This window comes from Sedimentitalea sp. XS_ASV28 (assembly GCF_041224545.1).
GTDB lineage: Bacteria > Pseudomonadota > Alphaproteobacteria > Rhodobacterales > Rhodobacteraceae > Sedimentitalea.
Window position 1 is genome coordinate 1 of record NZ_JBGFGP010000067.1, and the last position, 21,242, is coordinate 21,242.

18 protein-coding genes are annotated in these 21,242 nt (G+C 62.7%); 9 read left to right on the top strand and 9 right to left on the bottom strand.

What is annotated here, in order from left to right:
• Positions 1 to 173: 173 nt before the first annotated feature.
• From AB9K34_RS02790 to AB9K34_RS02800, 3 genes are all read left to right on the top strand, one after another.
• Positions 174 to 539 (top strand): VPLPA-CTERM sorting domain-containing protein, encoded by a 366-nt coding sequence (locus tag AB9K34_RS02790; protein ID WP_369952924.1) that lies wholly within the window; start codon positions 174 to 176, stop codon positions 537 to 539.
• A 140-nt stretch (positions 540 to 679) separates the two neighbouring features.
• Positions 680 to 2,305: an AMP-binding protein gene (locus AB9K34_RS02795; protein WP_369952925.1), complete on the top strand. Its 1,626-nt coding sequence runs from the start codon at positions 680 to 682 to the stop codon at positions 2,303 to 2,305.
• Positions 2,306 to 2,385: 80 nt separating this feature from the next.
• Positions 2,386 to 3,399, top strand: a complete 1,014-nt coding sequence (locus AB9K34_RS02800; protein WP_369952926.1) for a hypothetical protein — start codon at positions 2,386 to 2,388, stop codon at positions 3,397 to 3,399.
• Positions 3,400 to 3,446: 47 nt separating this feature from the next.
• Here AB9K34_RS02800 and AB9K34_RS02805 read toward each other — a convergent pair whose 3' ends face one another.
• The 5 genes from AB9K34_RS02805 to AB9K34_RS02825 form a co-directional block, all read right to left on the bottom strand.
• Complete coding sequence (locus AB9K34_RS02805; RefSeq protein WP_369952927.1) at positions 3,447 to 3,920, bottom strand: hypothetical protein; 474 nt, start codon at positions 3,918 to 3,920, stop codon at positions 3,447 to 3,449.
• 63 nt (positions 3,921 to 3,983) lie between these two features.
• Positions 3,984 to 4,616, bottom strand: coding sequence for a uracil phosphoribosyltransferase (gene upp / locus AB9K34_RS02810; protein WP_369952928.1), 633 nt, complete (start codon positions 4,614 to 4,616; stop codon positions 3,984 to 3,986).
• A gap of 77 nt (positions 4,617 to 4,693) precedes the next feature.
• A complete protein-coding gene (locus AB9K34_RS02815) occupies positions 4,694 to 5,905 on the bottom strand; it encodes a phosphopentomutase (protein WP_369952929.1) in 1,212 nt (403 codons plus the stop codon).
• Positions 5,905 to 7,209: a thymidine phosphorylase gene (locus AB9K34_RS02820; protein ID WP_369952930.1), complete on the bottom strand. Its 1,305-nt coding sequence runs from the start codon at positions 7,207 to 7,209 to the stop codon at positions 5,905 to 5,907. The genes AB9K34_RS02815 and AB9K34_RS02820 overlap by 1 nt, the downstream gene beginning before the upstream one ends.
• 3 nt (positions 7,210 to 7,212) lie before the next feature.
• The gene (locus AB9K34_RS02825) at positions 7,213 to 7,605 is read right to left on the bottom strand and encodes a cytidine deaminase (protein ID WP_369952931.1); all 393 of its coding nucleotides are present in this window, start codon (positions 7,603 to 7,605) and stop codon (positions 7,213 to 7,215) included.
• 397 nt (positions 7,606 to 8,002) lie between these two features.
• Here AB9K34_RS02825 and AB9K34_RS02830 point away from each other — a divergent pair, with 397 nt between their 5' ends.
• Together AB9K34_RS02830 and prpE are read left to right on the top strand one after the other, a co-directional pair.
• The gene (locus AB9K34_RS02830) at positions 8,003 to 10,276 is read left to right on the top strand and encodes an NADP-dependent malic enzyme (RefSeq protein ID WP_369952932.1); all 2,274 of its coding nucleotides are present in this window, start codon (positions 8,003 to 8,005) and stop codon (positions 10,274 to 10,276) included.
• A gap of 266 nt (positions 10,277 to 10,542) precedes the next feature.
• Positions 10,543 to 12,432: a propionate-CoA ligase PrpE gene (gene prpE, locus AB9K34_RS02835; RefSeq protein WP_369952933.1), complete on the top strand. Its 1,890-nt coding sequence runs from the start codon at positions 10,543 to 10,545 to the stop codon at positions 12,430 to 12,432.
• Between the two features lie 36 nt (positions 12,433 to 12,468).
• On the opposite strand, the gene AB9K34_RS02840 is transcribed toward prpE, so the two are convergent.
• Positions 12,469 to 13,623 (bottom strand): endonuclease/exonuclease/phosphatase family protein, encoded by a 1,155-nt coding sequence (locus tag AB9K34_RS02840; protein WP_369952934.1) that lies wholly within the window; start codon positions 13,621 to 13,623, stop codon positions 12,469 to 12,471.
• Positions 13,624 to 13,669: 46 nt separating this feature from the next.
• Here AB9K34_RS02840 and AB9K34_RS02845 point away from each other — a divergent pair, with 46 nt between their 5' ends.
• Positions 13,670 to 15,097 (top strand): amidase family protein, encoded by a 1,428-nt coding sequence (locus AB9K34_RS02845; protein ID WP_369952935.1) that lies wholly within the window; start codon positions 13,670 to 13,672, stop codon positions 15,095 to 15,097.
• A 466-nt stretch (positions 15,098 to 15,563) separates the two neighbouring features.
• Here AB9K34_RS02845 and AB9K34_RS02850 read toward each other — a convergent pair whose 3' ends face one another.
• Positions 15,564 to 16,325 carry an NAD kinase gene (locus AB9K34_RS02850; protein WP_369952936.1) on the bottom strand — a complete coding sequence of 254 codons (762 nt, stop codon included), beginning with the start codon at positions 16,323 to 16,325 and terminating at the stop codon, positions 15,564 to 15,566.
• Between the two features lie 184 nt (positions 16,326 to 16,509).
• On the opposite strand from AB9K34_RS02850, the gene glyA reads away from it, so the two are divergent.
• Positions 16,510 to 17,805, top strand: coding sequence for a serine hydroxymethyltransferase (gene glyA / locus AB9K34_RS02855; protein WP_369952937.1), 1,296 nt, complete (start codon positions 16,510 to 16,512; stop codon positions 17,803 to 17,805).
• A gap of 197 nt (positions 17,806 to 18,002) precedes the next feature.
• The gene (locus AB9K34_RS02860; RefSeq protein ID WP_369952938.1) at positions 18,003 to 19,469 is read left to right on the top strand and encodes an alanine/glycine:cation symporter family protein; all 1,467 of its coding nucleotides are present in this window, start codon (positions 18,003 to 18,005) and stop codon (positions 19,467 to 19,469) included.
• A gap of 46 nt (positions 19,470 to 19,515) precedes the next feature.
• On the opposite strand, the gene AB9K34_RS02865 is transcribed toward AB9K34_RS02860, so the two are convergent.
• Positions 19,516 to 19,890, bottom strand: a complete 375-nt coding sequence (locus AB9K34_RS02865; RefSeq protein ID WP_369952939.1) for a hypothetical protein — start codon at positions 19,888 to 19,890, stop codon at positions 19,516 to 19,518.
• Positions 19,891 to 19,991: 101 nt separating this feature from the next.
• Here AB9K34_RS02865 and AB9K34_RS02870 point away from each other — a divergent pair, with 101 nt between their 5' ends.
• The gene (locus tag AB9K34_RS02870) at positions 19,992 to 20,750 is read left to right on the top strand and encodes an alpha/beta fold hydrolase (protein ID WP_369952940.1); all 759 of its coding nucleotides are present in this window, start codon (positions 19,992 to 19,994) and stop codon (positions 20,748 to 20,750) included.
• 45 nt (positions 20,751 to 20,795) lie between these two features.
• Here AB9K34_RS02870 and AB9K34_RS02875 read toward each other — a convergent pair whose 3' ends face one another.
• Positions 20,796 to 21,098, bottom strand: coding sequence for a hypothetical protein (locus tag AB9K34_RS02875; RefSeq protein ID WP_369952941.1), 303 nt, complete (start codon positions 21,096 to 21,098; stop codon positions 20,796 to 20,798).
• Positions 21,099 to 21,242: the final 144 nt, after the last annotated feature.

Here is a 21,242-nt window from a genome sequence, read left to right on the forward strand (position 1 = left end):
TCCACCCGATCTGCCCGTTGCAAGCCCGCACCCTCTGGGTGATCCATAAAACGCGCCCCTCGCAGCCTTCAACACCATGTTTTATATAGGAAATATAATGGTCAGGACAGCGAAATCAGCGCCTTACTTGGGAAATGTGGGTTGGTGGCGCCGGACCAAGCGGATTTTTCAACTTGGGCGAACGCTGGCAGGCCCGCATTCTCGGTTCGGATGACAACTCGTCGGCCGACGACAACTTCGTGACGCTGTATGACGAAGCGAGCCCCCAGACCATCACGCTGAGCTTCTGGACGGATTTCGGATCGCCCGATGCGTTCGCGCACTCGGTCGCAACCGAAATGTTCTCGTTCGGCTTTGCGGAAAACACCGGCTCTGGCTGGCCCTATTACGGAGCGGACGAGTTCGACCTTCAGAGCGCATCTCTCCGGGTCGTCGGAGAGCCGGAACTGACCCCGGTTCCGCTGCCCGCGACGATGCCGCTGCTGATGGCGGCGCTGGGTGGTCTCGGCTACGCGGCGCGCCGTCGTCGCAAGAGCTGAGCTTCAGACACATGATCTTTTTGAAAGGCGGCGCGGTGCGTCGCCTTTCTTTTTGGAGAAGCGCCCGTCGCAATCCCGATTGAAAGCCGTGTGCCTTGACCCTAGGGTTCGCGATATTGCGGCATCGGAGGTATTGCGACATGGGGTGGATGAAGGACGAAACCGGGCTCGACAAGGTGGCGGCCAATTATGTCCCGCTGACGCCGCTCTCGGGATTGCGTCGGGCCGCGCATGTCTTTGCCGGCGACATGGCAATTGTCTACGGCACCCACCGCAAGACCTATGCAGAATATCACGACCGCTGCACGCGCCTGGCATCGGCGCTGGCGACGCGCGGGGTCGCGCCCGGCGATGTGGTGGCCACGGTCCTGCCCAACATTCCGGCCCATGCCGAGGCGCATTTCGGGGTGCCGGCCTGCGGCGCGGTCCTGAACGCGATCAATACGCGGCTCGACGTCGGTACCGTGGCCTATATTCTGGAGCATGGCGAGGCGCGGGCGGTGCTGGTGGATACTCAATTCATCACGCTTGTCGAACAGGCCATCGCCCGCAATGACGGCCCGCCGCCCATCGTGATCGAAGTCCCCGATGACGATGCGGGCTTTCCGGCGACCGGGCGTCACGCGACCTATGAACAGGTACTGGACGATGCCGACCCCGACTTTGAGTGGATCATGCCCGGCGACGAGTGGGAGAGCATCGCGCTCAACTATACCAGCGGGACAACCGGACGCCCCAAGGGCGTGGTCTATCATCATCGCGGTGCCTATCTGAACGCGATGGGCCAGGTGATCAGCTGGGGTATGGTGCTGCGGCCGCGTTATCTCACCATCGTGCCGCTGTTTCACTGCAACGGCTGGTGCCACACGTGGATGATGCCGATGGTCGGGGGCACGATCATCTGTTGCCGCGACATCACCGCGCCAGCGATTTTCGATGCGATCGCTGACGAGGGCGCCACCCATTTCGGTGGCGCTCCCATCGTGTTGAACATGCTGGTCAACGCGCCCGAGGACGAACGCCGGAGCTTTGATCACACGGTCGAGGTGTTCACCGCCGGCGCACCCCCTGCCCCGGCCACGCTGGCCAAGATCGAACCGATGGGTTTCCACGTCACACAGGTTTACGGGCTGACCGAGGTGTACGGGCCAGCCACCGAATGCACATGGGGTCCGCATCTCGATCATCTGCAGGGTGACGCGCGCGCCGCGATCAAGGCCCGTCAGGGCGTGGCCATGCCGTTCATGGAGCATATCACCGTGGTGGACGAGCAGATGACGCAGATCCCGATGGATGGCCGCGCCCAGGGCGAGATCGTGATGCGTGGCAACGGAACCATGAAGGGATATTACAAGAATCCGAAGGCCACCGCCGAGGCGTTCAAGGGCGGGTATTTCCACACCGGCGACATCGCGGTTCAGTACCCGGATCGCTATATCCAGATCGCCGACCGCGCCAAGGATATCATCATCTCGGGTGGCGAGAATATCAGCTCGGTGGAAATCGAGGGTGTATTGATGGGGCATCCCGATGTTCTGCTGGCCGCGGTCGTGGCCAAGCCGGACGACAAATGGGGCGAGGTTCCCTGTGCCTTCGTCGAACTGAAGCACGGAACAAACCCGACCGAGGCGGACCTGATCGCCTATTGCCGAGAAACGCTGGCGGGTTTCAAAACCCCCAAGAAGGTGGTGTTTCAGGAATTGCCCAAGACATCGACCGGCAAAATCCAGAAATTCGAATTGCGCAATCATGCCGCCGCGCTCTGACACGCGGGCGTGAATCGGTTTGCCGCCTTGGCGGCTCATGGTAAGAGTGGCGAAAACAGAGGCTTCGCAGACCCCGCAACATGACGGCGCTCAAGAAATACGAAAGGCTCGAAGCCTCGGGTCTTTGGCGGGCGTCGCCCGACGAGCAGCGCCGCGAGGTGATCGTCAAGATCGGCGAAGCGACCCTGACCATCACCGACACCAAGGAACAGCCACTGGCCCACTGGTCATTGGCTGCGGTGCAACGCCAGAACCCCGGTGACTTTCCCGCCATCTTCTTTCCCGATGGCGATCCCGGCGAAACGCTCGAGATCGCCGAGGACGAAACCGCGATGCTGGATGCCATCGCCAGGCTGCGGCGCGCCATTGATCGCAGCCGGTCACGCCCCGGTCGCCTGCGCTTTGCCGGGTCGATGACATTTGCCGTGATTGTTGTGCTGCTGCTGGCATTCTGGTTGCCGGACATGTTGCGGAACCACGCGCTGAATGTGGTGCCCGATATCCAGCGCGAAGCCATCGGCAAGGCGCTGCTCGGGCGCATCGAACGCGTGGCCGGGGTCGCCTGCGGCAGCGCCGAAACCACAGCGGTACTGGCACGGCTTGCCAAGCGGGCCGGAGCGCGGCGGGTGGTCGTCCTGCCCGCCGGGGTCGCCGACAGCCGCAACCTGCCCGGTGGTGTGATCCTGCTGAACAAGTCGCTGATCGAGGATTACGAAGGCCCGGCGGTCGCCGCAGGCTATATCCTGTCCGAAACGGTGCAGGCCAAAGAGAACGACCCCCTCGAACGGCTGCTCAGCTATGCCGGGCCGGTCGCGAGTTTCCGGCTTCTGACGACCGGCAAAGTGACACAGGACACGCTTGACAGCTATGCGGAATGGGTGCTGATTTCGCCGCGCCCGCAAATTGCGCCCGATCTATTGTTGGCGGCGTTCAAGGCGGCACAACTGCCCTCATCCCCCTATGCCTATGCGCGCGATGTCACCGGGGAATCCGTGCTTGAACTGATCGAAGCCGATCCGATGGCCGGGCGGGATACCGATCCGATCCTGCCGGATCGCGAATGGGTTCAGCTTCAGAATATCTGTGGCGGGTGACAAGGGTCGGGCGTTGTGGTCGGGCGTTGTCCTGATCGCGAAACGCCTTATCGCGCCGTTTCCCAGAACCGTGTCTTCTGCTGCTTGCGCGGTGTCGGCCCGCCATAGAGTTGCGGTGGCGGTGCTGCGGGGACAAGCAGTCGCGGCACCGTCTGGCTCCAGACCTGATCGCTTTGTGCATCGCCCCGCGCGGTGCCCTGCCCCCGGTTCGGGTTCAGGCGGCCATCCGTCCACGCCGCTTTGTAGCCGCGCGGAACGAACGCATGGGTCCCCGTCCCGGTCGGTTTCAGAGTGGTGATCCCGCGCTGTGGGTTCAGCCGCCCGTCATGCCAGACCGGCTTGTAGCCGTGCGGCACGGTCACATCGCGCGCCTGCTGGCGCTCCTCGTAGATGTGATAAGGCAGAACCCGCGTCGTCTGCGGCAAGGCCGGCGCAACGTCACCCTCGGCGGATGCGAAAGACGACACGCCCCCCAAACCGACGCTCAGGATCATGGCTGCCAAAAGATGATGCGCGTTCATACGGTCCCTCGGGAGTGGCCTGACGAAACTCTGCCGCAGAACGGCATGCGTGTCAAAGCGCGATCATTTGGTTCCGAACATGCGGTCGCCCGCGTCACCCAGCCCCGGAACGATATACCCCTGGCTGTTCAGCTTGCGATCGATCGACGCGGTCACGATCGGAACATCCGGGTGCGCCTCCTGCATCCGCGCGATGCCTTCAGGGGCCGCCAGCAGGCACAGGAAACGGATATTGGTGGCCCCGGCCTGTTTGAGCAGGTCCACCGCCGCCGCCGAGGAATTTCCGGTCGCCAGCATCGGGTCGACCGCGATCACCAGCCGATCCTCCAGCCCATCGGGCACCTTGAAATAATACTGCACCGGTTGCAGCGTCTTTTCATCGCGGTAGAGGCCGACAAACCCCACGCGCGCCAGCGGGATCAGTTCCAGAACCCCGTCCAGCATCCCGTTGCCCGCCCGCAGGATCGACACGAGGGCCAGCTTCTTGCCGGCAAGCGTGGGCGCATCCATCTCTTCCAGCGGGGTTTCGATGGGTTTTTTCGTCATCGGCATTTCGCGGGTCACTTCATAGGCCAGAAGCTGCGTGATCTCGCGCAAGAGCTGGCGGAACACTGCGGTGGGCGTGTCCTTTTCCCGCATCAGGCTCAACTTGTGCTGTACCAGCGGATGATCAACGACTGTGACGGCTTCTGACATGCGACTCTCCCGGATATTCTGCATCATGTTGTGGGCCAGGGCCGTCAGGTCTGCAACCCATCGACAAACCCGGCTCCTCAGAAAAAGCTGGTGCCGACCCCGCGAGGCCGCACCCCGAGGTGATCCGCGACGCTTGCGGCGACGTCGGCAAAGCCCACATGCCCCACCGACCGTGCGCCCCGCCCGCTGATCAGAACCGGCACCCGCTCACGCGTGTGATCGGTTCCCGTCCAGCTGGGATCGTTGCCATGATCCGCAGTCAGGATCATCATGTCGTCCGGGCGCAACCGGGGCAGGATCCGGCCCAGTTCCGCGTCGAACCATTCCAGCGCCGCGGCATAACCGGAGATGTCGCGCCGATGACCGAAACGGCTGTCGAACTCGACGAAATTGGCAAAGGTCAGGCTGCCCTCCTCGGCGGTGTCAACGAGATCGGACAGGTGCCCCATCAGCGTGGCATCATCGCCCTTGCGCAGCTCGTCAATGCCCTGCATCGAAAAGATGTCGCCGATCTTGCCGACCGCGTAAACCCGACGCCCCGCATCCTGAACCCAGTTGGTCAGCACCGGGGCTGGCGGCGCAATGGCAAAATCGCGGCGGTTCGACGTTCGTATGAACCCGGTATCGGCCTGCCCGGTAAAGGGCCGGGCGATGACACGGCCCACCTTCATGGCGTGAAGATGCGGCGCAATCGCGGCGCAGAGATCGAGCAGGCGTTGCAGCCCGAAATGATCTTCATGCGCGGCAATCTGAAAGACCGAATCCGCCGAAGTGTAACAGATCGGCCAGCCGCTCCCGATGTGATCGGCGCCCAGTTCGGCAATGATGCGGGTGCCTGATGCGTGGTAATTGCCCAGGGTGCCGGCCGTACCCGCCGCCGCCGCCACCCGTTGCATGAGACTGTCGGGAAAGGCCGGGGTGCTGTCGGGGAAGTAATGCCAGTCCCACGGCACCGGCACCCCGGCCAGTTCCCAATGGCCCGAGGGCGTATCCTTGCCCCGCGACTCTTCCGTCGCGACGCCCCAGACTCCCTTCGGATCGGCGCCGAGACCCGGTGCAGGCACCCCCGAGGCCAGCCGCACCGCGGCTCCCAGCCCAAGCCGGTCGAGATTGGGCAGCTTCAATGCGCCGCTGCGCCCGCGCTCGGCCCGCCCCGCCATGCAGGCCTGTGCGATATGGGCCACCGTATTGGCCCCGGTATCCGGCACCGTCCCGTTGTAATAGCGCCCGGCATCCGGTGCACCGCCTATGCCGACGGAATCCATCACCACCAGAAATGCGCGCGCCATCAGCCGATCCTTTCGTGAATGAGATCGGGCACCGCCTCTGGCCACGCCCCGATCCTGATTGCCTTGCGCACAGCCGCCTCGGCCCGCTGCGCGGCATCCTCGCGTGCGGCGTGGATCACGGCGAGCGGCTGGCCACGCGTCACGCGTTCGCCAAGTCGCAGCAGGCCGGACAGCCCCACCGCCGGATCGACCACGTCGCTCTCGACCTGTCGCCCGCCACCCAGTGCAACCACGGCCAGCCCCAGAGCCTCGCCATCCATTTCGGCGATATACCCATCCTCGCGCGCGGCGATCTCGCGGATCACGTTGGGTTCCGGAAGAAAGCGCTGCCAATGCTCGACAAAGGCCAGCGGCCCGCCCTGCGCCGCGATCATCTTGCCGAACCGTTCGGCTGCACGACCGTCCCGGATCGCGGCGACAACCCGGTCCGCCCCGGCCTGAACATCGTCGACCAGCCCCGACCTTGCGAGCAGCACCCCGCCCAATGCTGCGGCAAGCTGCACCAGCGGACCCTCGCGCTGGCCGGTCAGAATCTTCATGATCTCGGCCACCTCGAGCGCATTGCCAAGCGCCGGGGCCAGCGGCTGGTTCATGTCGCTGACGATCGCACTGCTCTTGCAGCCTGCGGCATTGGCCGCCGTCACCAGCGCCGCGGCAAGGGCGCTGGCCTCTTGTCTCGTCTTCATGAAGGCACCGCTGCCCACCTTGACATCAAGCACCAGCGCATCCGGGCTTGCGGCGAGTTTCTTGGACAGGATCGACGCGGTGATCAGATCAAGACTTTCGACCGTGGCCGTGACGTCGCGTATCGCATAAAGGCGCTTGTCCGCCGGCGCGATCCGGGCCGTTGCCCCGACGATGGCGCAGCCGACCTGCGACACGATCTCGGTCAATCGCTCCTGCGAGAATCCGGTGCTCACCCCGGCAATCGCCTCGAGCTTGTCCAGCGTTCCGCCGGTATGCCCAAGCCCCCGCCCCGAGATCATCGGCACACAGCCGCCGCAGGCAGCCAGCGCCGGGGCCAGCAGGAGCGACACGCAGTCGCCGATCCCGCCGGTCGAATGCTTGTCGATCACCGGGCCATCCAGCGTCCAGCGCAACACGTCGCCACTGTCGCGCATGGCAAGCGTCAGGGCGCCGCGCCCCGCCTCGCCGAGATCGCCCATGCAGACCGCCATGGCAAAGGCCCCCGCCTGCGCATCCGTGACCGTGCCATCCGCCAGCCCCTGCGCGAACCAGCGCAGCTCCGCCGCATCGGGCACCTGCCGGTGCCGAAGTTTGGCAATGATGGCACGCGCATCCATGCCCTAGCGGTCGCCCATGTGAGCGGCACCAAAAGCACCGGGCAGCAATTCCGCAAGCGTCATCACCTGTTCTTGCCCTGCGGTGGTTCCCATGGTCACACGCACCGTGCCAACACCGAACTCGGCAAGTTTCTGGCGGCATCCCCCACAGGGCGTAACCGGCATCGGGCTGTCCGCGATCACATGCACCTCGGTCAGTTCGGTCTCGCCAGCGGCAACCATCGCGGCAATTGCACCGGCCTCGGCGCAGGTGCCCTCGGGATAGGCAATGTTCTCGACGTTGCAGCCGACATATATTGCGCCAGACGCGGCGCGCAGCGCGGCCCCCACCTTGAATCCCGAATAAGGGGCGTGGGCATTTTCGCGCACCCGTGTTGCAGCATCTTTCAAACTCATTCGCTATCCATCTCCGTGGTAAAGGCATCGGGCAAGGCAATCTGGGGCAGTTCAATGTCGCAACCCGGGTCGACCAGCTGCGTTTACCTGCCCGGTGGCCTTTCAGAGGCATCTCCTGCTGCCAGATGATAGGCGTCCCACCCCTCACCCCGCAAGGTCACGGTTTCGCCGGTGACAGCGGATCGTCGGGCAGCATGCACAGCGGTCCGGTAGGATGTGGGCAGCCGACGCTAGGAGGAGTCCGGCATGAAACCTCGTTTCAGGATGTGCAAAACGCTGGCGACAGGGCGGAGATTCTGCAAGCATGGCCCCGACAGCCCGGCGCTCGACATTCCCGGTTGCCCCGTCGCCACCGGTTAGTTTAGTGCTCAACCATCTTTCCTGGAGGATCGCGGACATGTCCGAAAATCAAACCCTGCGTCAGGCGGCATTGTTCTATCACGAGAACCCCAAGCCCGGTAAACTCGAGATCCGGGCCACCAAGCCGATGGCCAACGGACGTGATCTGGCGCGGGCCTATTCACCCGGCGTCGCCGAGGCCTGTATCGAGATCAAGAACGATCCGGCAAGCGCTTCGCGCTATACGACCAAGGCCAATCTCGTGGGCGTCGTCTCGAATGGAACGGCGGTGCTGGGACTTGGCAATATCGGCGCGCAGGCCAGCAAGCCGGTGATGGAGGGCAAGGCGGTCCTGTTCAAGAAATTCGCCAATATCGACTGTTTCGATATCGAGGTCGATGAATCCGATCCGGAAAAGCTGGCCGAGATCGTCTGCTCGCTCGCCCCGACCTTCGGCGCGATCAACCTTGAGGACATCAAGGCGCCTGATTGCTTCATCGTCGAAAAGATCTGCCGTGAGCGGATGAATATTCCGGTATTTCACGACGATCAGCACGGCACCGCCATTGTCGTGGGCGCAGCGGCCAAGAACGCGGTGCATGTGGCCCGGAAAAAGTTCGAGGACATCCGCGTGGTCAGCACCGGCGGCGGCGCGGCCGGCATCGCCTGCCTGAACATGCTGGTCAAGATGGGGGTCAGGCGCGAGAATATCTGGCTCTGCGACATTCACGGCCTGGTTTACGAAGGCCGCACCGAGGATATGAACCCGCAGAAGGCCCTGTTCGCCCAGCCATCCGACAAACGCACGCTGGACGAGGTGATCGAAGGCGCGGACCTGTTCCTCGGCCTGAGCGGGCCAAACGTGCTGAAGCCGGCGATGGTCGAACGCATGGCCAAGCGTCCGATCATCTTTGCGCTGGCCAACCCGAACCCGGAAATCATGCCCGATGATGCCCGCGCCGTCGCACCGGACGCCATCATCGCAACCGGGCGCAGCGATTTTCCCAACCAGGTGAACAATGTGCTATGCTTTCCGTTCATCTTTCGCGGCGCGCTCGACGTTGGAGCGACCGAAATCAACGACGCGATGCAACTGGCCTGTATCGACGGCATTGCCGAACTGGCCCGTGCAACCACCAGCGCCGAAGCCGCCGCCGCCTATAGCGGCGAACAGATGACATTCGGGGCCGAGTATCTGATCCCGAAACCCTTTGACCCCCGGCTGGTGGCGGTGGTCTCGGCGGCGGTGGCACAGGCCGCGATGGACACCGGCGTCGCGGCCCGCCCGATCGAGGACATGACAGCCTATCGCCAGCGCCTGAACCAGAGCGTGTTCAAATCCGCCCTGCTCATGCGTCCGGTCTTTCAGGCCGCGCGACAGGCCAGCCGCCGCATCGTGTTCAGCGAGGGCGAGGACGAGCGTGTCCTGCGGGCCGCGCAGGCGATCCTGGAAGAAACCACCGAGACACCGATCCTGATCGGTCGCCCGGAGGTGATGGAACAACGGTGCGAACGGTTCGGGCTCGTGATCCGGCCCGAACGCGATTTCCAGCTGGTCAACCCCGAGAACGACCCGCGCTACTACGATTACTGGAACAGCTATCATACCCTGATGCAGCGCAAGGGCGTCACGCCCGACATCGCCAAGGCGATCATGCGCACCAACACCACCGCCATCGCGGCCATCATGGTGCATCGTGACGAGGCCGACAGCCTGATCTGCGGCACGTTCGGCGAATATCGCTGGCATCTCAATTACGTGGCGCAGATTCTCGGGTCGCCCGACCTGTCGCCGCATGGTGCGCTCTCGATGATGATCCTCGAGGACGGACCCCTGTTCATCGCCGACACCCATGTGCACCAGTTGCCCGACGCCCGTGAGCTTGCAGAGATCGGCATCGCGGCGGCCCGCCATGTCAAACGCTTTGGCGTCGAGCCACAGATCGCGTTCTGCTCGCAATCGCAGTTCGGAAACCAGTCGGAGGGATCGGGCAGACGACTGCGCGACGCCATCAGCATCTTGGACAGCGAACCGCGCGATTTCACCTATGAAGGGGAAATGAACATCGATACGGCACTTGATGCGGATTTGCGTGCCCGAATTTTCCCGGCATCGCGGCTGACATCCAACGCCAACGTGCTGATCTTTGCCCATGCGGATGCCGCCAGCGGCGTGCGCAACATCCTCAAGATGAAGGCCGGCGGCCTGGAGGTGGGTCCGATCCTGATGGGCATGGGCAACAAGGCGCATATCGTGTCCCCCTCGATCACCGCACGCGGATTGCTCAACATGGCCGCCGTTGCCGGCACGCCGGTCGCGCAATACGGTTAAGCGCCTGAGCAGACACCGCGCCGCGCCGCCGGGGTGGCGCGGCAAAGCGGTGCGCGAGAATTTGCATTTCCAGGTTTTCAGGTTTGCAAAAATCGCTGAACCCCGGATTTTTCCCGCATAATAGTCACGGGTTTGCAAATTTTTTGCATAGATTGCGCGAAAATCTGCAAATTTCTTGCGTCCTTCTGCCGCTGATGCCGGTAACGATCTTGCCTGACGCTGCGTCGCTCCACTACACATTCGGAAACGCAGGAGGAGAAGGTTCGATGAGGTATTCAGAGGTCTATTCCGGCTGGAAAGACGATCCGGAGGGCTTCTGGATGGAAGCCGCCAAGAGCATCGATTGGGACAAGACCCCGAGCAAGGCTCTCAACGACGAACACGCGCCGATTTACAGCTGGTTTGACGATGGGATGGTCAATACCTGCTACAACGCGGTGGACCGGCATGTCGACGCCGGGCGCGGCGCACAGACCGCGATCATCTATGACAGCCCGATCACCCAGACGAAGCACAGGATTTCCTATTCGGAACTGCGCAACCGGGTTGCCTCGCTCGCCGGGGCGCTGCGTGCGAAAGGTGTGGAAAAGGGCGATCGTGTCATCATCTACATGCCGATGGTCCCCGAGGCGCTGGAAGCGATGCTGGCCTGCGCCCGGCTGGGGGCCGTGCATTCGGTCGTCTTTGGCGGGTTTGCCGCAAACGAACTGGCGGTGCGGGTCGACGATTGCAAGCCCAAGGCGATCATCGCCGCGTCCTGCGGGCTCGAACCCGGCCGGGTGGTGCATTACAAGCCACTGCTGGACGGTGCCATCGATCTTGCCGAACACAAGCCCGATTTCTGCGTGATCTTCCAGCGCGAGCAGGAGATCGCACATCTCGAAGAAGGCCGCGATGTCGACTGGCACGCATTCCAGTACGGTGTGGAACCGGCGGAATGTGTCCCGGTGGAGGGCAGCCACCCGGCCTACATCCTCTATACCTCCGGCACGACCGGTGCCCCCAAGGGCGTGATCCGCGCCACCGGCGGGCATCTCGTTGCGCTGAACTGGACGATGAAGGCGATTTACAATGTCGATCCGGGCGACGTGTTCTGGGCGGCGTCGGACGTGGGCTGGGTCGTCGGCCATTCCTATATCTGTTACGCGCCGCTGATCCACGGCAACACCACCATCGTGTTCGAGGGCAAGCCCGTGGGCACGCCGGATGCGGGAACATTCTGGCGGGTCATTTCCGAACATGGCGTCAAATCGTTCTTTACCGCGCCGACCGCAATCCGCGCGGTCAAGCGCCAGGACCCCAAGGGCGAGTTCGCGGCGAAATATGACCTCTCCTGCCTCAAGACGCTCTACCTCGCAGGCGAACGCGCGGATCCGGACACCATCGAATGGGCGCAAAAGCTGTTGAACATCCCGGTGATCGACCATTGGTGGCAGACCGAGACCGGCTTTGCCATCGCGGCCAATCCGATGGGCATCGAACCGCTGCCCGTCAAGATTGGCAGCCCCTCGGTCCCGATGCCCGGCTATGACGTGCAAATTCTCGACGACGCCGGCCATCCCGTCAAACCCGGCGAACTCGGAGCGATCGCGGTCAAGCTGCCCCTGCCGCCGGGCACTCTGCCCAACCTGTGGAATGCGCAGGAACGGTTCGTGAAATCCTACCTGTCGACCTTTCCCGGCTATTACGAGACCGGCGACGCGGGTATGATCGACGAAGACGGCTATCTCTATATCATGGCCCGCACCGATGACGTGATCAATGTCGCGGGCCACCGGCTGTCCACCGGCGCGATGGAAGAGGTGCTGGCAGGCCATCCGGATGTCGCCGAATGCGCCGTCATCGGGGTCACGGATCAGCTCAAGGGCCAGGTGCCGGTCGGGTTCCTGTGCCTGAACGCGGGCGTGGACCGGGATCCCAGAGATATCGTCGACGAGGTTGTCGGCCTGGTGCGCGACAGGATCGGACCGGTTGCCGCCTTCAAGCTGGCGGTGGTGGTCGATCGTCTGCCCAAGACGCGCTCGGGCAAGATCCTGCGCGCAATCATGGTCAGGATCGCCGATGGAGCCCCCTACAAGATGCCCGCAACCATCGATGATCCCGCGATCCTGGATGAGATCAAGGGCGCGTTGCAAACCATTGGCTATGCTGGATAAACATCTGCGCCACCCGGCCGGTTCGGGTGGTTCCCGCTAGCGGTTCGCCTTGATCCCGGCGAGATATTCGTCGGAATAATCCACCTCGATCTCGATCCAGATCGGCAGATGGTCCGACATCTCGTGCGTGGTCCAGCCCGGATAGGTGCCGGGCCAGTTGGCATAGGGTTTGCCGGTGTCCGGTTTGCTGCGGATGTCCCTCGCGATCTGCTCATAGGCGCTCACATCCTGGGGGCGGAACACCGTTCCGCGCCAATCGAACTTGCCCTTGCGCAGCAAGCGCGTTTCGGTCCCCTCGCCGGCAAAGGCAATATGATCAAAGAGCTTGTCACCCCCCAGGTTGGTGGCCCCGAAATCCGGAACCACCAGGCCCGCATCCTGAAGCGCGGCCATGGTTTCATCCTCGCTGCTTTCGATATTCATGTCACCGAGCAGCACGTAAACCTCGCCCTCGTTTTTCGAACGGGCGCTCAGGATCGAAGCCAGTGCCGAAATCTCGCGCGCACGAAGCCCCACGTCATCGCCAAAGCGGATATGGGCGGTGCACAGCGTGAACCGGAACCAGCCCGCCTGGAACGAGGCAAAGAACGGCGAGCGCGCGATCTGTTCGCCGTCGATCAGGGCATCGCGCGGCAGCACGATCTCGCCGATCAGGTTGCGAAACACGACCTTGTTGCGGTTGTACAAAAACGCCATCCGCTCGTCATTGCCCGCATCCCCTGCGGTGACATCGGTGACAAAGTAATCCCAGTTGTCGCCCAGCAGGTTCGTCAACCGCTTCAGCGGGCCGAGATCGGGCTTGATCTCCTGCACCGCACAGATATCGAAATGGTCGATGATCTCGGCAATATAATGATAGCTTTCGTCCAGCCGGTTGCGCCCTCCGTCGAAGGCACGGATGTTCCATGAGCCGATCACCAGCGAATTCGGACGCCGCACATCGGTGATCTGAACCGCAAGAGCCGCGCGCAGCCGCAACAGCCCGTCCGCAATCCACCCGCGTTGCCCGGGCGCGTCATCGCCCGGAGGGTAATCATTGATTCCCTTGTAATAGGCCATGATCGCCTCTCCTTGTGCCGTGACGGCCGTGTCCGCACGGGTCAAACGAACACCATTTGCCCCCTGCGGCGCAAGGGTCTGGCGCAGCAACCGCCACTTGCGCCACAGGTTGTCCACGCGAGTTTTCTCCATTGCATTGACCGCTTCGATGCGTACCGTATCGCCGAAAGGACTCCACATGACAAAACCGCTCTGGCAACTCGACGCCGTCGAGATCTCCACCCTTACCAAATCCGCAGAAATAAGCGTCGCCGACGTGACCGCCGCCGCCATCGCGCGCATGCATGAGAAGAACCCGACACTGAACGCAGTGGTCGAGGATCTGGGCGACGAAGCCATGCAGCGCGCCCGCGCCCTTGACGATGACCTGGCCAGTGGCAAGCCCGCCGGGCCGCTGCACGGCGTTCCGGTGACAATCAAGGTGAATGTCGATCAGAAGGGCCACGCCACGACCAACGGCGTCACGGCACTTGCCAACGCCATCGCGCCGGACGATGCCCCGATCGTCAGGAACCTGCTCGCCGCCGGCGCGGTGGTGATCGGCCGCACCAACACGCCCGAATTCTCATTCCGGGCCGAAACCGACAACGCGCTGCATGGGCGCACGCGCAACCCCTGGGGCGATCACGTGTCGCCGGGCGGGTCCTCGGGCGGGGCCGGATCGGCGGTGATGGCCGGGATCGGCGCGCTTGGACATGGCAACGATATCGGCGGCAGCCTGAGATTCCCGGCGGCGGCCCAAGGTGCGGTCACGGTCAAGCCGGGCCTGGGGCGTGTCCCGGCCTGGAACCCCAGCCAGACCAAGGAGCGCGGCATGCTGGCGCAATCGATGTCGGTGCAGGGACTGATCGCGCGGTCGGCTGCGGATCTTCACCTGTCGATGCCCGCCGTCATCGCCCCCGATCCGCGCGATCCGTTTCACGCCCCCCTGCCCTGGCGCGGTGACGCGCCGGACACGCCGGTGCGCGTCGGCTTTACCCGCGAGACCTATGGCTTTGACCTGCATCCTGAGGTGTCCAGGGCGCTGGACGTGGCGCGCGACGCGATGCGTGATGCGGGCTATGAGGTCGAGGAAATCACGCCCCCCGACATTCGCGAGGCCGGTCTTGCGGGATACCGGGCGCTGCTGGGCGAGGTCAAGGCGCTGATGGCGCCGGACATTCAAGCCTATGGCTCGCCAACGATCCAGACGATCTTTGAGCAGTATTTCGAGCAGTTCCCGCCATATGAAGGCGACGAGCTTTTGCAGATGATGGCGCAACGCAGCCACTATGCCCGCGAATGGTCGCTGTTTCTGGAACGCTATCCGCTGGTCATCACGCCGTTCCTGCCACAACCGTTTTTTGCCCCGGACCGCGACACCGAAGGCAGCGAAGGGGTGCGCGAAGTGCTGGGCGCAGCGCTCTGGTCCTATGCGATGAATTTCATGGGCCTGCCCGCAGGCAGCGTTCCCGCGCATCTGGCCGAGCTGCCGCAGGGCACGCAGCCGATCAATATCCAGATCGTCGGCCGGCGCTGGCGCGAAGACCTGGTTGTCGATGCCTGCGCCGCGATCGAAGAGCGGGTCGGGCGGATGTGCGATCCCTTGTGGGCGCGGTTCGGCTAAAGCGTTTTGCGATTGACTTGACACATCTGGCATCACCTGACGCGTTGAAATCTCTGATTTCAGGCAGCGTCAGGTGAGTCAGGTTTATTGCGAAATGCTATAGGCGCGGCCACCACGCACACGCCGCGCCGACACACCAGATCATCCGCGCGGGCCGACATTGGCGCGAAAACAGGTGCCGTTCTCCAAAAAATACGGACGCAGAGTTTCCTCTGCGCCCGGGCCCTACTGAAATAAACTCGTTACAAGAACCACTCACTCACGCGGTACTCTTTACCAACACCACTCACTTACTCCGTACTCTTTGCCAAAATTCCTCGTTACAACGATTACACATTGCCAGAAGCCAACCCGGCTTTCTGTGAGCATGATCACACAAGGTGAAAAAATGATGGAAAACTCGTGATTTTTTTTGCCTCAATTTGTTCAAAAGAGGCCGATGCGCCGTCGACGACGGGCTGCAGAATCACGTAAACTGTTCAGAAATAAGACGTTCTTCCAATCCGTGCCCAGGGTCGAAGAGAATCCTGTGCTCGATGGTCGGATCGGATTTTATTTCAACCCAATCGATGTCGGTGATCGAGATCGAGTCCGCATCCGCCATCACCGGGCGCTTGTCCGCCTCGAGCACGTCAAAGCGCACATTGGCGGTCTTGGGCAGCAACGCCCCGCGCCAGCGACGGGGCCGGAACGCGGCGATTGCGGTCAACGCCAGCACATCCGATCCGATGGGCAGAATCGGACCGTGGGCGGAATAGTTGTAGGCGGTCGACCCGGCCGGAGTCGCCAGCAGCGCACCATCGCAAACCAGTTCCGAGAGCCGGACGCGCCCATCCACCGTGATCTTGAGCCGGGCGGCCTGCGGACCCGCGCGAAGAAGCGATACTTCGTTGATCGCAAGCGCCCTGTGCTTGCGTCCGAACTGGTCTGTCGCCTGCATCGACAAGGGGTTTATGACTTCTTGCTCGGCCGCCTTGAGACGGTCCATAAGGTCGGTTTCGCTGTATTCATTCATCAGGAAGCCGATGGTGCCCCGGTTCATCCCGTAGACAGGCGCCGGCAGTGTCTGCGCCCGGTGCAGCGTGCGCAGCATGAACCCATCGCCCCCCAGGGCCACGATGACGTCGGCCTCTTCGGGCTCGACATTGCCATAACGCCCGATCAGAACCGCGCGCGCCGTCTGCGCAACCGGTGCCCTGCTGGCCAGGAACGCGATTTTTAATGTCATGGCGTCGGGTTTCCGGTGTTGCGCTTTCGGTTCCGAAACAACCACACCTTTGACGCGGTGACCAGCCTTGCCGCTTCAAGGCGGCAAATCGCCGGTTTATAGCCTTTCACTCCGCGGCGGCAGCAACTAGTTTGCCGCTGGAATTTGTCCACAAACACATCACTTTTCCAGAACGGAGCCCCCGATGACCGCGCCAAATCCAGATACCGGCTTTTTCACGACCCCTCTCGCCGAGCGTGATCCCGAGATCTTCGGCGCGATCCGGCAGGAGCTCGGGCGCCAGCGCGACGAGATCGAACTGATCGCGTCCGAAAACATCGTCAGCGCCGCCGTGATGGAAGCGCAGGGGTCGGTGATGACCAACAAATACGCCGAAGGCTATCCCGGGCGTCGCTATTACGGCGGGTGCCAGTTCGTCGACATTGCCGAGAACCTCGCCATCGACCGCGCCTGCAAGCTGTTTGACTGCGGTTTTGCCAATGTGCAGCCCAATTCCGGCTCGCAGGCCAATCAGGGCGTGTTCACCGCGCTGCTGCAACCCGGTGACACGATTCTCGGAATGAGCCTGGACGCCGGCGGTCACCTGACCCATGGCGCGCGCCCCAACCAGTCGGGCAAATGGTTCAACGCGATACAATATGGCGTGCGCAAACAGGACAACCTGCTGGATTACGATCAGGTCCAGGACCTCGCGCGCGAACACAAGCCCAAGCTGATCATCGCCGGGGGGTCGGCCATCCCGCGCCAGATCGATTTTGCGCGGATGCGCGAGATTGCCGATAGCGTTGGCGCCTACCTGCATGTGGACATGGCGCATTTCGCCGGTCTGGTTGCGGCGGGTGAACATCCCTCGCCCTTCCCGCACGCGCATGTAGCGACCACCACCACCCATAAGACCCTGCGCGGACCGCGCGGCGGCATGATCCTGACCAATGACGAAGCGCTGGCGAAAAAGATCAACTCGGCCATCTTCCCCGGCATTCAGGGCGGCCCGCTGATGCATGTGATCGCCGGCAAGGCGGTTGCCTTCGGCGAGGCGCTGCAGCCCGGTTTCAAGGACTATATCAAGCAGGTCGTGACCAACGCGCAGGCACTGTCGGATCAGTTGATCAAGGGCGGTCTCGACACTGTCACGCACGGCACCGACACCCATGTCGTGCTGGTCGATCTGCGACCCAAGGGGGTCAAGGGCAACGCCACTGAAAAGGCCCTCGGTCGCGCGCATATCACCTGCAACAAGAACGGCGTGCCGTTCGACCCGGAAAAGCCGACCGTGACCTCGGGTATTCGCCTCGGCAGCCCGGCGGGAACCACGCGGGGCTTCGGCGAGGCCGAATTCCGTCAGATCGCCGACTGGATCATTGAGGTGGTCGACGGACTCGCCGCAAATGGCGAAGACAGCAACAGCGCGGTCGAGGACAAGGTGCGCGCAGAAGTTGCCGCCCTGTGCGCGCGTTTCCCGATCTACCCGAACCTCTGAGATCCCGCGCCAACGGAAAAACCGGTCGGGCGTCGTCAGATTTGGCGACGCCCTTTTTCTGTTCCGGACGCCGGCTTTCCTGCATCCCGGCACAACAAATACGGGAAACTGAAATCACCTCATAGCGCGAATAGCTTGCCGGACACCCCCAAGCGTGCATGATTGCAGGACAAATACAATCCAAGGAGGGGGATTCCGTGGACCTTTTGAACTGGTTATTCGATCTCATCAACAATCTGACCTGGGGCTTTGCACTCGTCCCGATCCTCGTGGTCTTCGGGCTGTTTTTCACGGCGGCCAGTCACTTCGTGCAATTGCGCTTCTTCAAACGCATGTTTGCCGTTCTCAGGCGCGACGACTCGGGCGACCCGAGCAAGATCAGCGCCCGGGAGGCGCTTTTCGTGTCGGTCGGTGGCCGCGTCGGCGGCGGCAATATCGCAGGCGTTGCGGTGGCCATCACCATCGGCGGTCCCGGCGCGGTGTTCTGGATGTGGATGATCGCTCTGGTCGGCATGTGCACGGCCCTGATCGAAGCAACCCTCGCCCAGCTTTACAAACGCACCACGGCGGAAGGCGACTATCGCGGCGGTCCGGCCCAGACCATCATCCACGGCCTCGGTCAGAACTATCGCTGGCTGGCGGTGATCTACGCGGTCTGCCTGATCGCCTCTTTCTCGATCGGTTTCAATGCGTTTCAGGGCAATACCGTTGCCGGTGCCGCGCTGGACAGCATGTCGATCCCGCGGGTCTATACCGGCGTTTTGCTGTCGATCGTGACCGGGTTCATCATCTTTGGCGGGATCCATCGCATTGCAAAGGCCGCAGATGTCATCATTCCGATCATGGCGATCGGCTATCTGGCGATGGCCCTGATCATCATCGTGCTGAATATCACCAGCCTGCCCGGCGTGATCGTCGACATCGTGGCCAACGCTTTCGGGTTCCGCGAAGCGGTCGCCGGCGGCATGGGCGCCGCGATTGCCCAGGGTTTGCGGCGCGGTCTGTTTTCCAACGAAGCCGGTCTTGGCTCGGCGCCCAACGTCGCGGCGACGGCCTATGTCAAGCATCCGGTCAGCCAGGGCATCACGCAATCGTTCTCGGTGTTCATCGACACGATCATCATCTGCTCCTGCACGGCCTTCGTCATCCTGCTCGGCGATGTCTATCAACCCGGCGCGGAAGGGATCGACGGCGTTGCCCTCACACAGCAGTCGCTTGTCAGCCACCTGGGCAGTTGGGCGCAATATTTCCTGACCTTCGCGATCCTGCTCTTTGCCTTCTCGTCGATCATGTACAACTATTATCTCGGCGAAAACGCACTGTCCTTCATGACCGGGAACCCGGCTGCTGTGCTGGTGTTGCGTGTCGCGATCATCGGCATCGTCTTTCTCGGCGCCGTGGCACCGGGGGCGATGGCGGTTTTTGCCTTCTCCGATCCGATGATGGGCATTCTCGCGGTGGTGAATCTCCTGGCCCTGATGATGCTGTTCCCGGTTGCGATGCGCGTGGTGGATGATTATCGCGCGCAACTTGCGCAGGGTATAAACCGGCCGATCTTCGATCCGGCGCAGTTTGCCGATCTCGACACCGATCCGACCGCGTGGCCCGACGCCCCGCAGGCCGGCGGACACGCCACCGCCAAGACATCCGCCACGAAGGGCTGAACACAGATCCGATACGGCCCGCAACCGGGCCGTATCCGGCGATGCGCTAGAGAATGCCGCGCCAGAACAGAAATACGATCAACACCACACTGGCGAGGAGCAGGTTGAAGGCCAGGCTGCCCGCGAGGCTCAGCCACCACCCCTTGCGCCGGTCCGCAAGGTCGATTGCGTCAAGGTGGTCGCGCACCGTCCTGGTCGCTGCCGCGATTTCCGTGGTATTCACCGTTCTTGCCAGCTTGGGATGCGCCAGAAACGGTTCCGCCTTCTGCAAGGTCTCGAAGCTCCGGAACACCTTGCGCGGCAACAACCGCTTGGCCGGAGTGCGCGCGTCCCGCAACGAGCGCGCCCGCACCCCCAGCTTTTCGCGCATCAGGGCAAGCAATCCGGCGCTGGCGGTTTCGAAGTCCTGCGGTTCGGTCATCCTGTCTCCTGTCGCGCGGCCCGATGCTCTTGCCATACTCCCCCTGCGCCGCTGCTTCAACGGGTCTGGCCCTGATCGAACACAGCCGTTATCACCGCATCATGTTGAACATGATCACTCACGGCACCGCCACCGACCTGCCTCCGCTGCTGATCGCCCACGGACTCTATGGCTCGGCACGCAACTGGGGCGTTATCGCCAAACGTATCTCCGACAGCCGGCAGGTCGTGGCCGTCGACATGCGCAATCACGGTGACAGCCCGTGGAGCGACAGCCACAGCTACCCCGACATGGCCGATGACCTCGCCGAGGTGATCGCACAATTCGGCGGCATTGCGGATGTGGTGGGCCATTCCATGGGCGGCAAGGCGTCGATGATGCTCGCCCTGCGCCATCCCGCTGCCGTACGCAAGCTGGTGGTCGCGGACATTGCCCCCGTCAGCTATGCCCATACCCAGATGCCGTTCATCGACGCCATGCGGGGGGTCGATCTGAACAGCATTACGCGCCGCTCCGAAGCCGAGGCCCGGTTGGCCGAACTGGGCGTCGAACGGGCGTTGCAGAGTTTTTTCACCCAGTCGCTCGACCTGCCGAACAAGCGCTGGAAGCTGAACCTCGATACGCTGGCCGCCGAGATGCCCCGGATCATGGGGTTCCCAAAGGTCGACACCCACTGGGACGGGCCGGCCCTGTTCCTGTCGGGCGGAGCGTCAGACTATGTGCTGCGCGAACACCGCGACGCCATCCGCACCCTGTTTCCGCATGCGCGATTTGCCAAACTGCCGGGTGCCGGCCACTGGCTTCATGCAGAGAAACCCCGCGAGTTCGAAGCGTCGCTGCGCGCGTTCCTGACGGCGTGACTGGGTATATCGCGAGGTTCCCACGCCTCGCGCCTCCCATGTCCATCAGAATCGGTCATAAAGCCTGCGCGCGACGAGATAAGCCACCGGAATCGCCAGCACGGCTCCGGTGGCTGCCGCGATCAGAATCGGTCGCAAGGTGCCTTGGCCCGTGACCAGAACGACAATCACCGCGGTGCCCGCGAGACTGGTGAAAATCAGCGAATCGCGAGGCATCGCGAGGCGAATCACCCGTTGTTCCTGTTCTTTGGGTCTGCGCAGGTGCCAGCATGAGATGTGCAACAGCCGATTTCGTTGATCGGAAACAATCCGGACGTCCGTTTCACGGGTAAAAAGCAGATGCGCCACAAAACGCCTTTATTTTCATTATCTTAATAAAAAATTCAGAGAATTTCAGTACGAAAATCGCCTGTTTTCGCAGGATTTTAACGCTTTGGTTGAACCAATTCTTGGCATACACGGCAAAATCGTGCCGATGAATGCAGTCCCGTC

Bases quoted from the DNA above. Each gene is read 5' to 3' on its own strand.
- AB9K34_RS02805 (WP_369952927.1), bottom strand. From the start codon at position 3,920: ATGAACGCGCATCATCTTTTGGCAGCCATGATCCTGAGCGTCGGTTTG.
- AB9K34_RS02850 (WP_369952936.1), bottom strand. From the start codon at position 16,325: ATGACATTAAAAATCGCGTTCCTGGCCAGCAGGGCACCGGTTGCGCAG.
- AB9K34_RS02840 (WP_369952934.1), bottom strand. From the start codon at position 13,623: ATGGAGAAAACTCGCGTGGACAACCTGTGGCGCAAGTGGCGGTTGCTG.
- AB9K34_RS02865 (WP_369952939.1), bottom strand. From the start codon at position 19,890: ATGACCGAACCGCAGGACTTCGAAACCGCCAGCGCCGGATTGCTTGCC.
- glyA (WP_369952937.1), top strand. From the start codon at position 16,510: ATGACCGCGCCAAATCCAGATACCGGCTTTTTCACGACCCCTCTCGCC.
- AB9K34_RS02830 (WP_369952932.1), top strand. From the start codon at position 8,003: ATGTCCGAAAATCAAACCCTGCGTCAGGCGGCATTGTTCTATCACGAG.
- AB9K34_RS02795 (WP_369952925.1), top strand. From the start codon at position 680: ATGGGGTGGATGAAGGACGAAACCGGGCTCGACAAGGTGGCGGCCAAT.
- prpE (WP_369952933.1), top strand. From the start codon at position 10,543: ATGAGGTATTCAGAGGTCTATTCCGGCTGGAAAGACGATCCGGAGGGC.
- AB9K34_RS02820 (WP_369952930.1), bottom strand. From the start codon at position 7,209: ATGGATGCGCGTGCCATCATTGCCAAACTTCGGCACCGGCAGGTGCCC.
- AB9K34_RS02815 (WP_369952929.1), bottom strand. From the start codon at position 5,905: ATGGCGCGCGCATTTCTGGTGGTGATGGATTCCGTCGGCATAGGCGGT.
- upp (WP_369952928.1), bottom strand. From the start codon at position 4,616: ATGTCAGAAGCCGTCACAGTCGTTGATCATCCGCTGGTACAGCACAAG.
- AB9K34_RS02870 (WP_369952940.1), top strand. From the start codon at position 19,992: ATGTTGAACATGATCACTCACGGCACCGCCACCGACCTGCCTCCGCTG.
- AB9K34_RS02800 (WP_369952926.1), top strand. From the start codon at position 2,386: ATGACGGCGCTCAAGAAATACGAAAGGCTCGAAGCCTCGGGTCTTTGG.
- AB9K34_RS02845 (WP_369952935.1), top strand. From the start codon at position 13,670: ATGACAAAACCGCTCTGGCAACTCGACGCCGTCGAGATCTCCACCCTT.
- AB9K34_RS02825 (WP_369952931.1), bottom strand. From the start codon at position 7,605: ATGAGTTTGAAAGATGCTGCAACACGGGTGCGCGAAAATGCCCACGCC.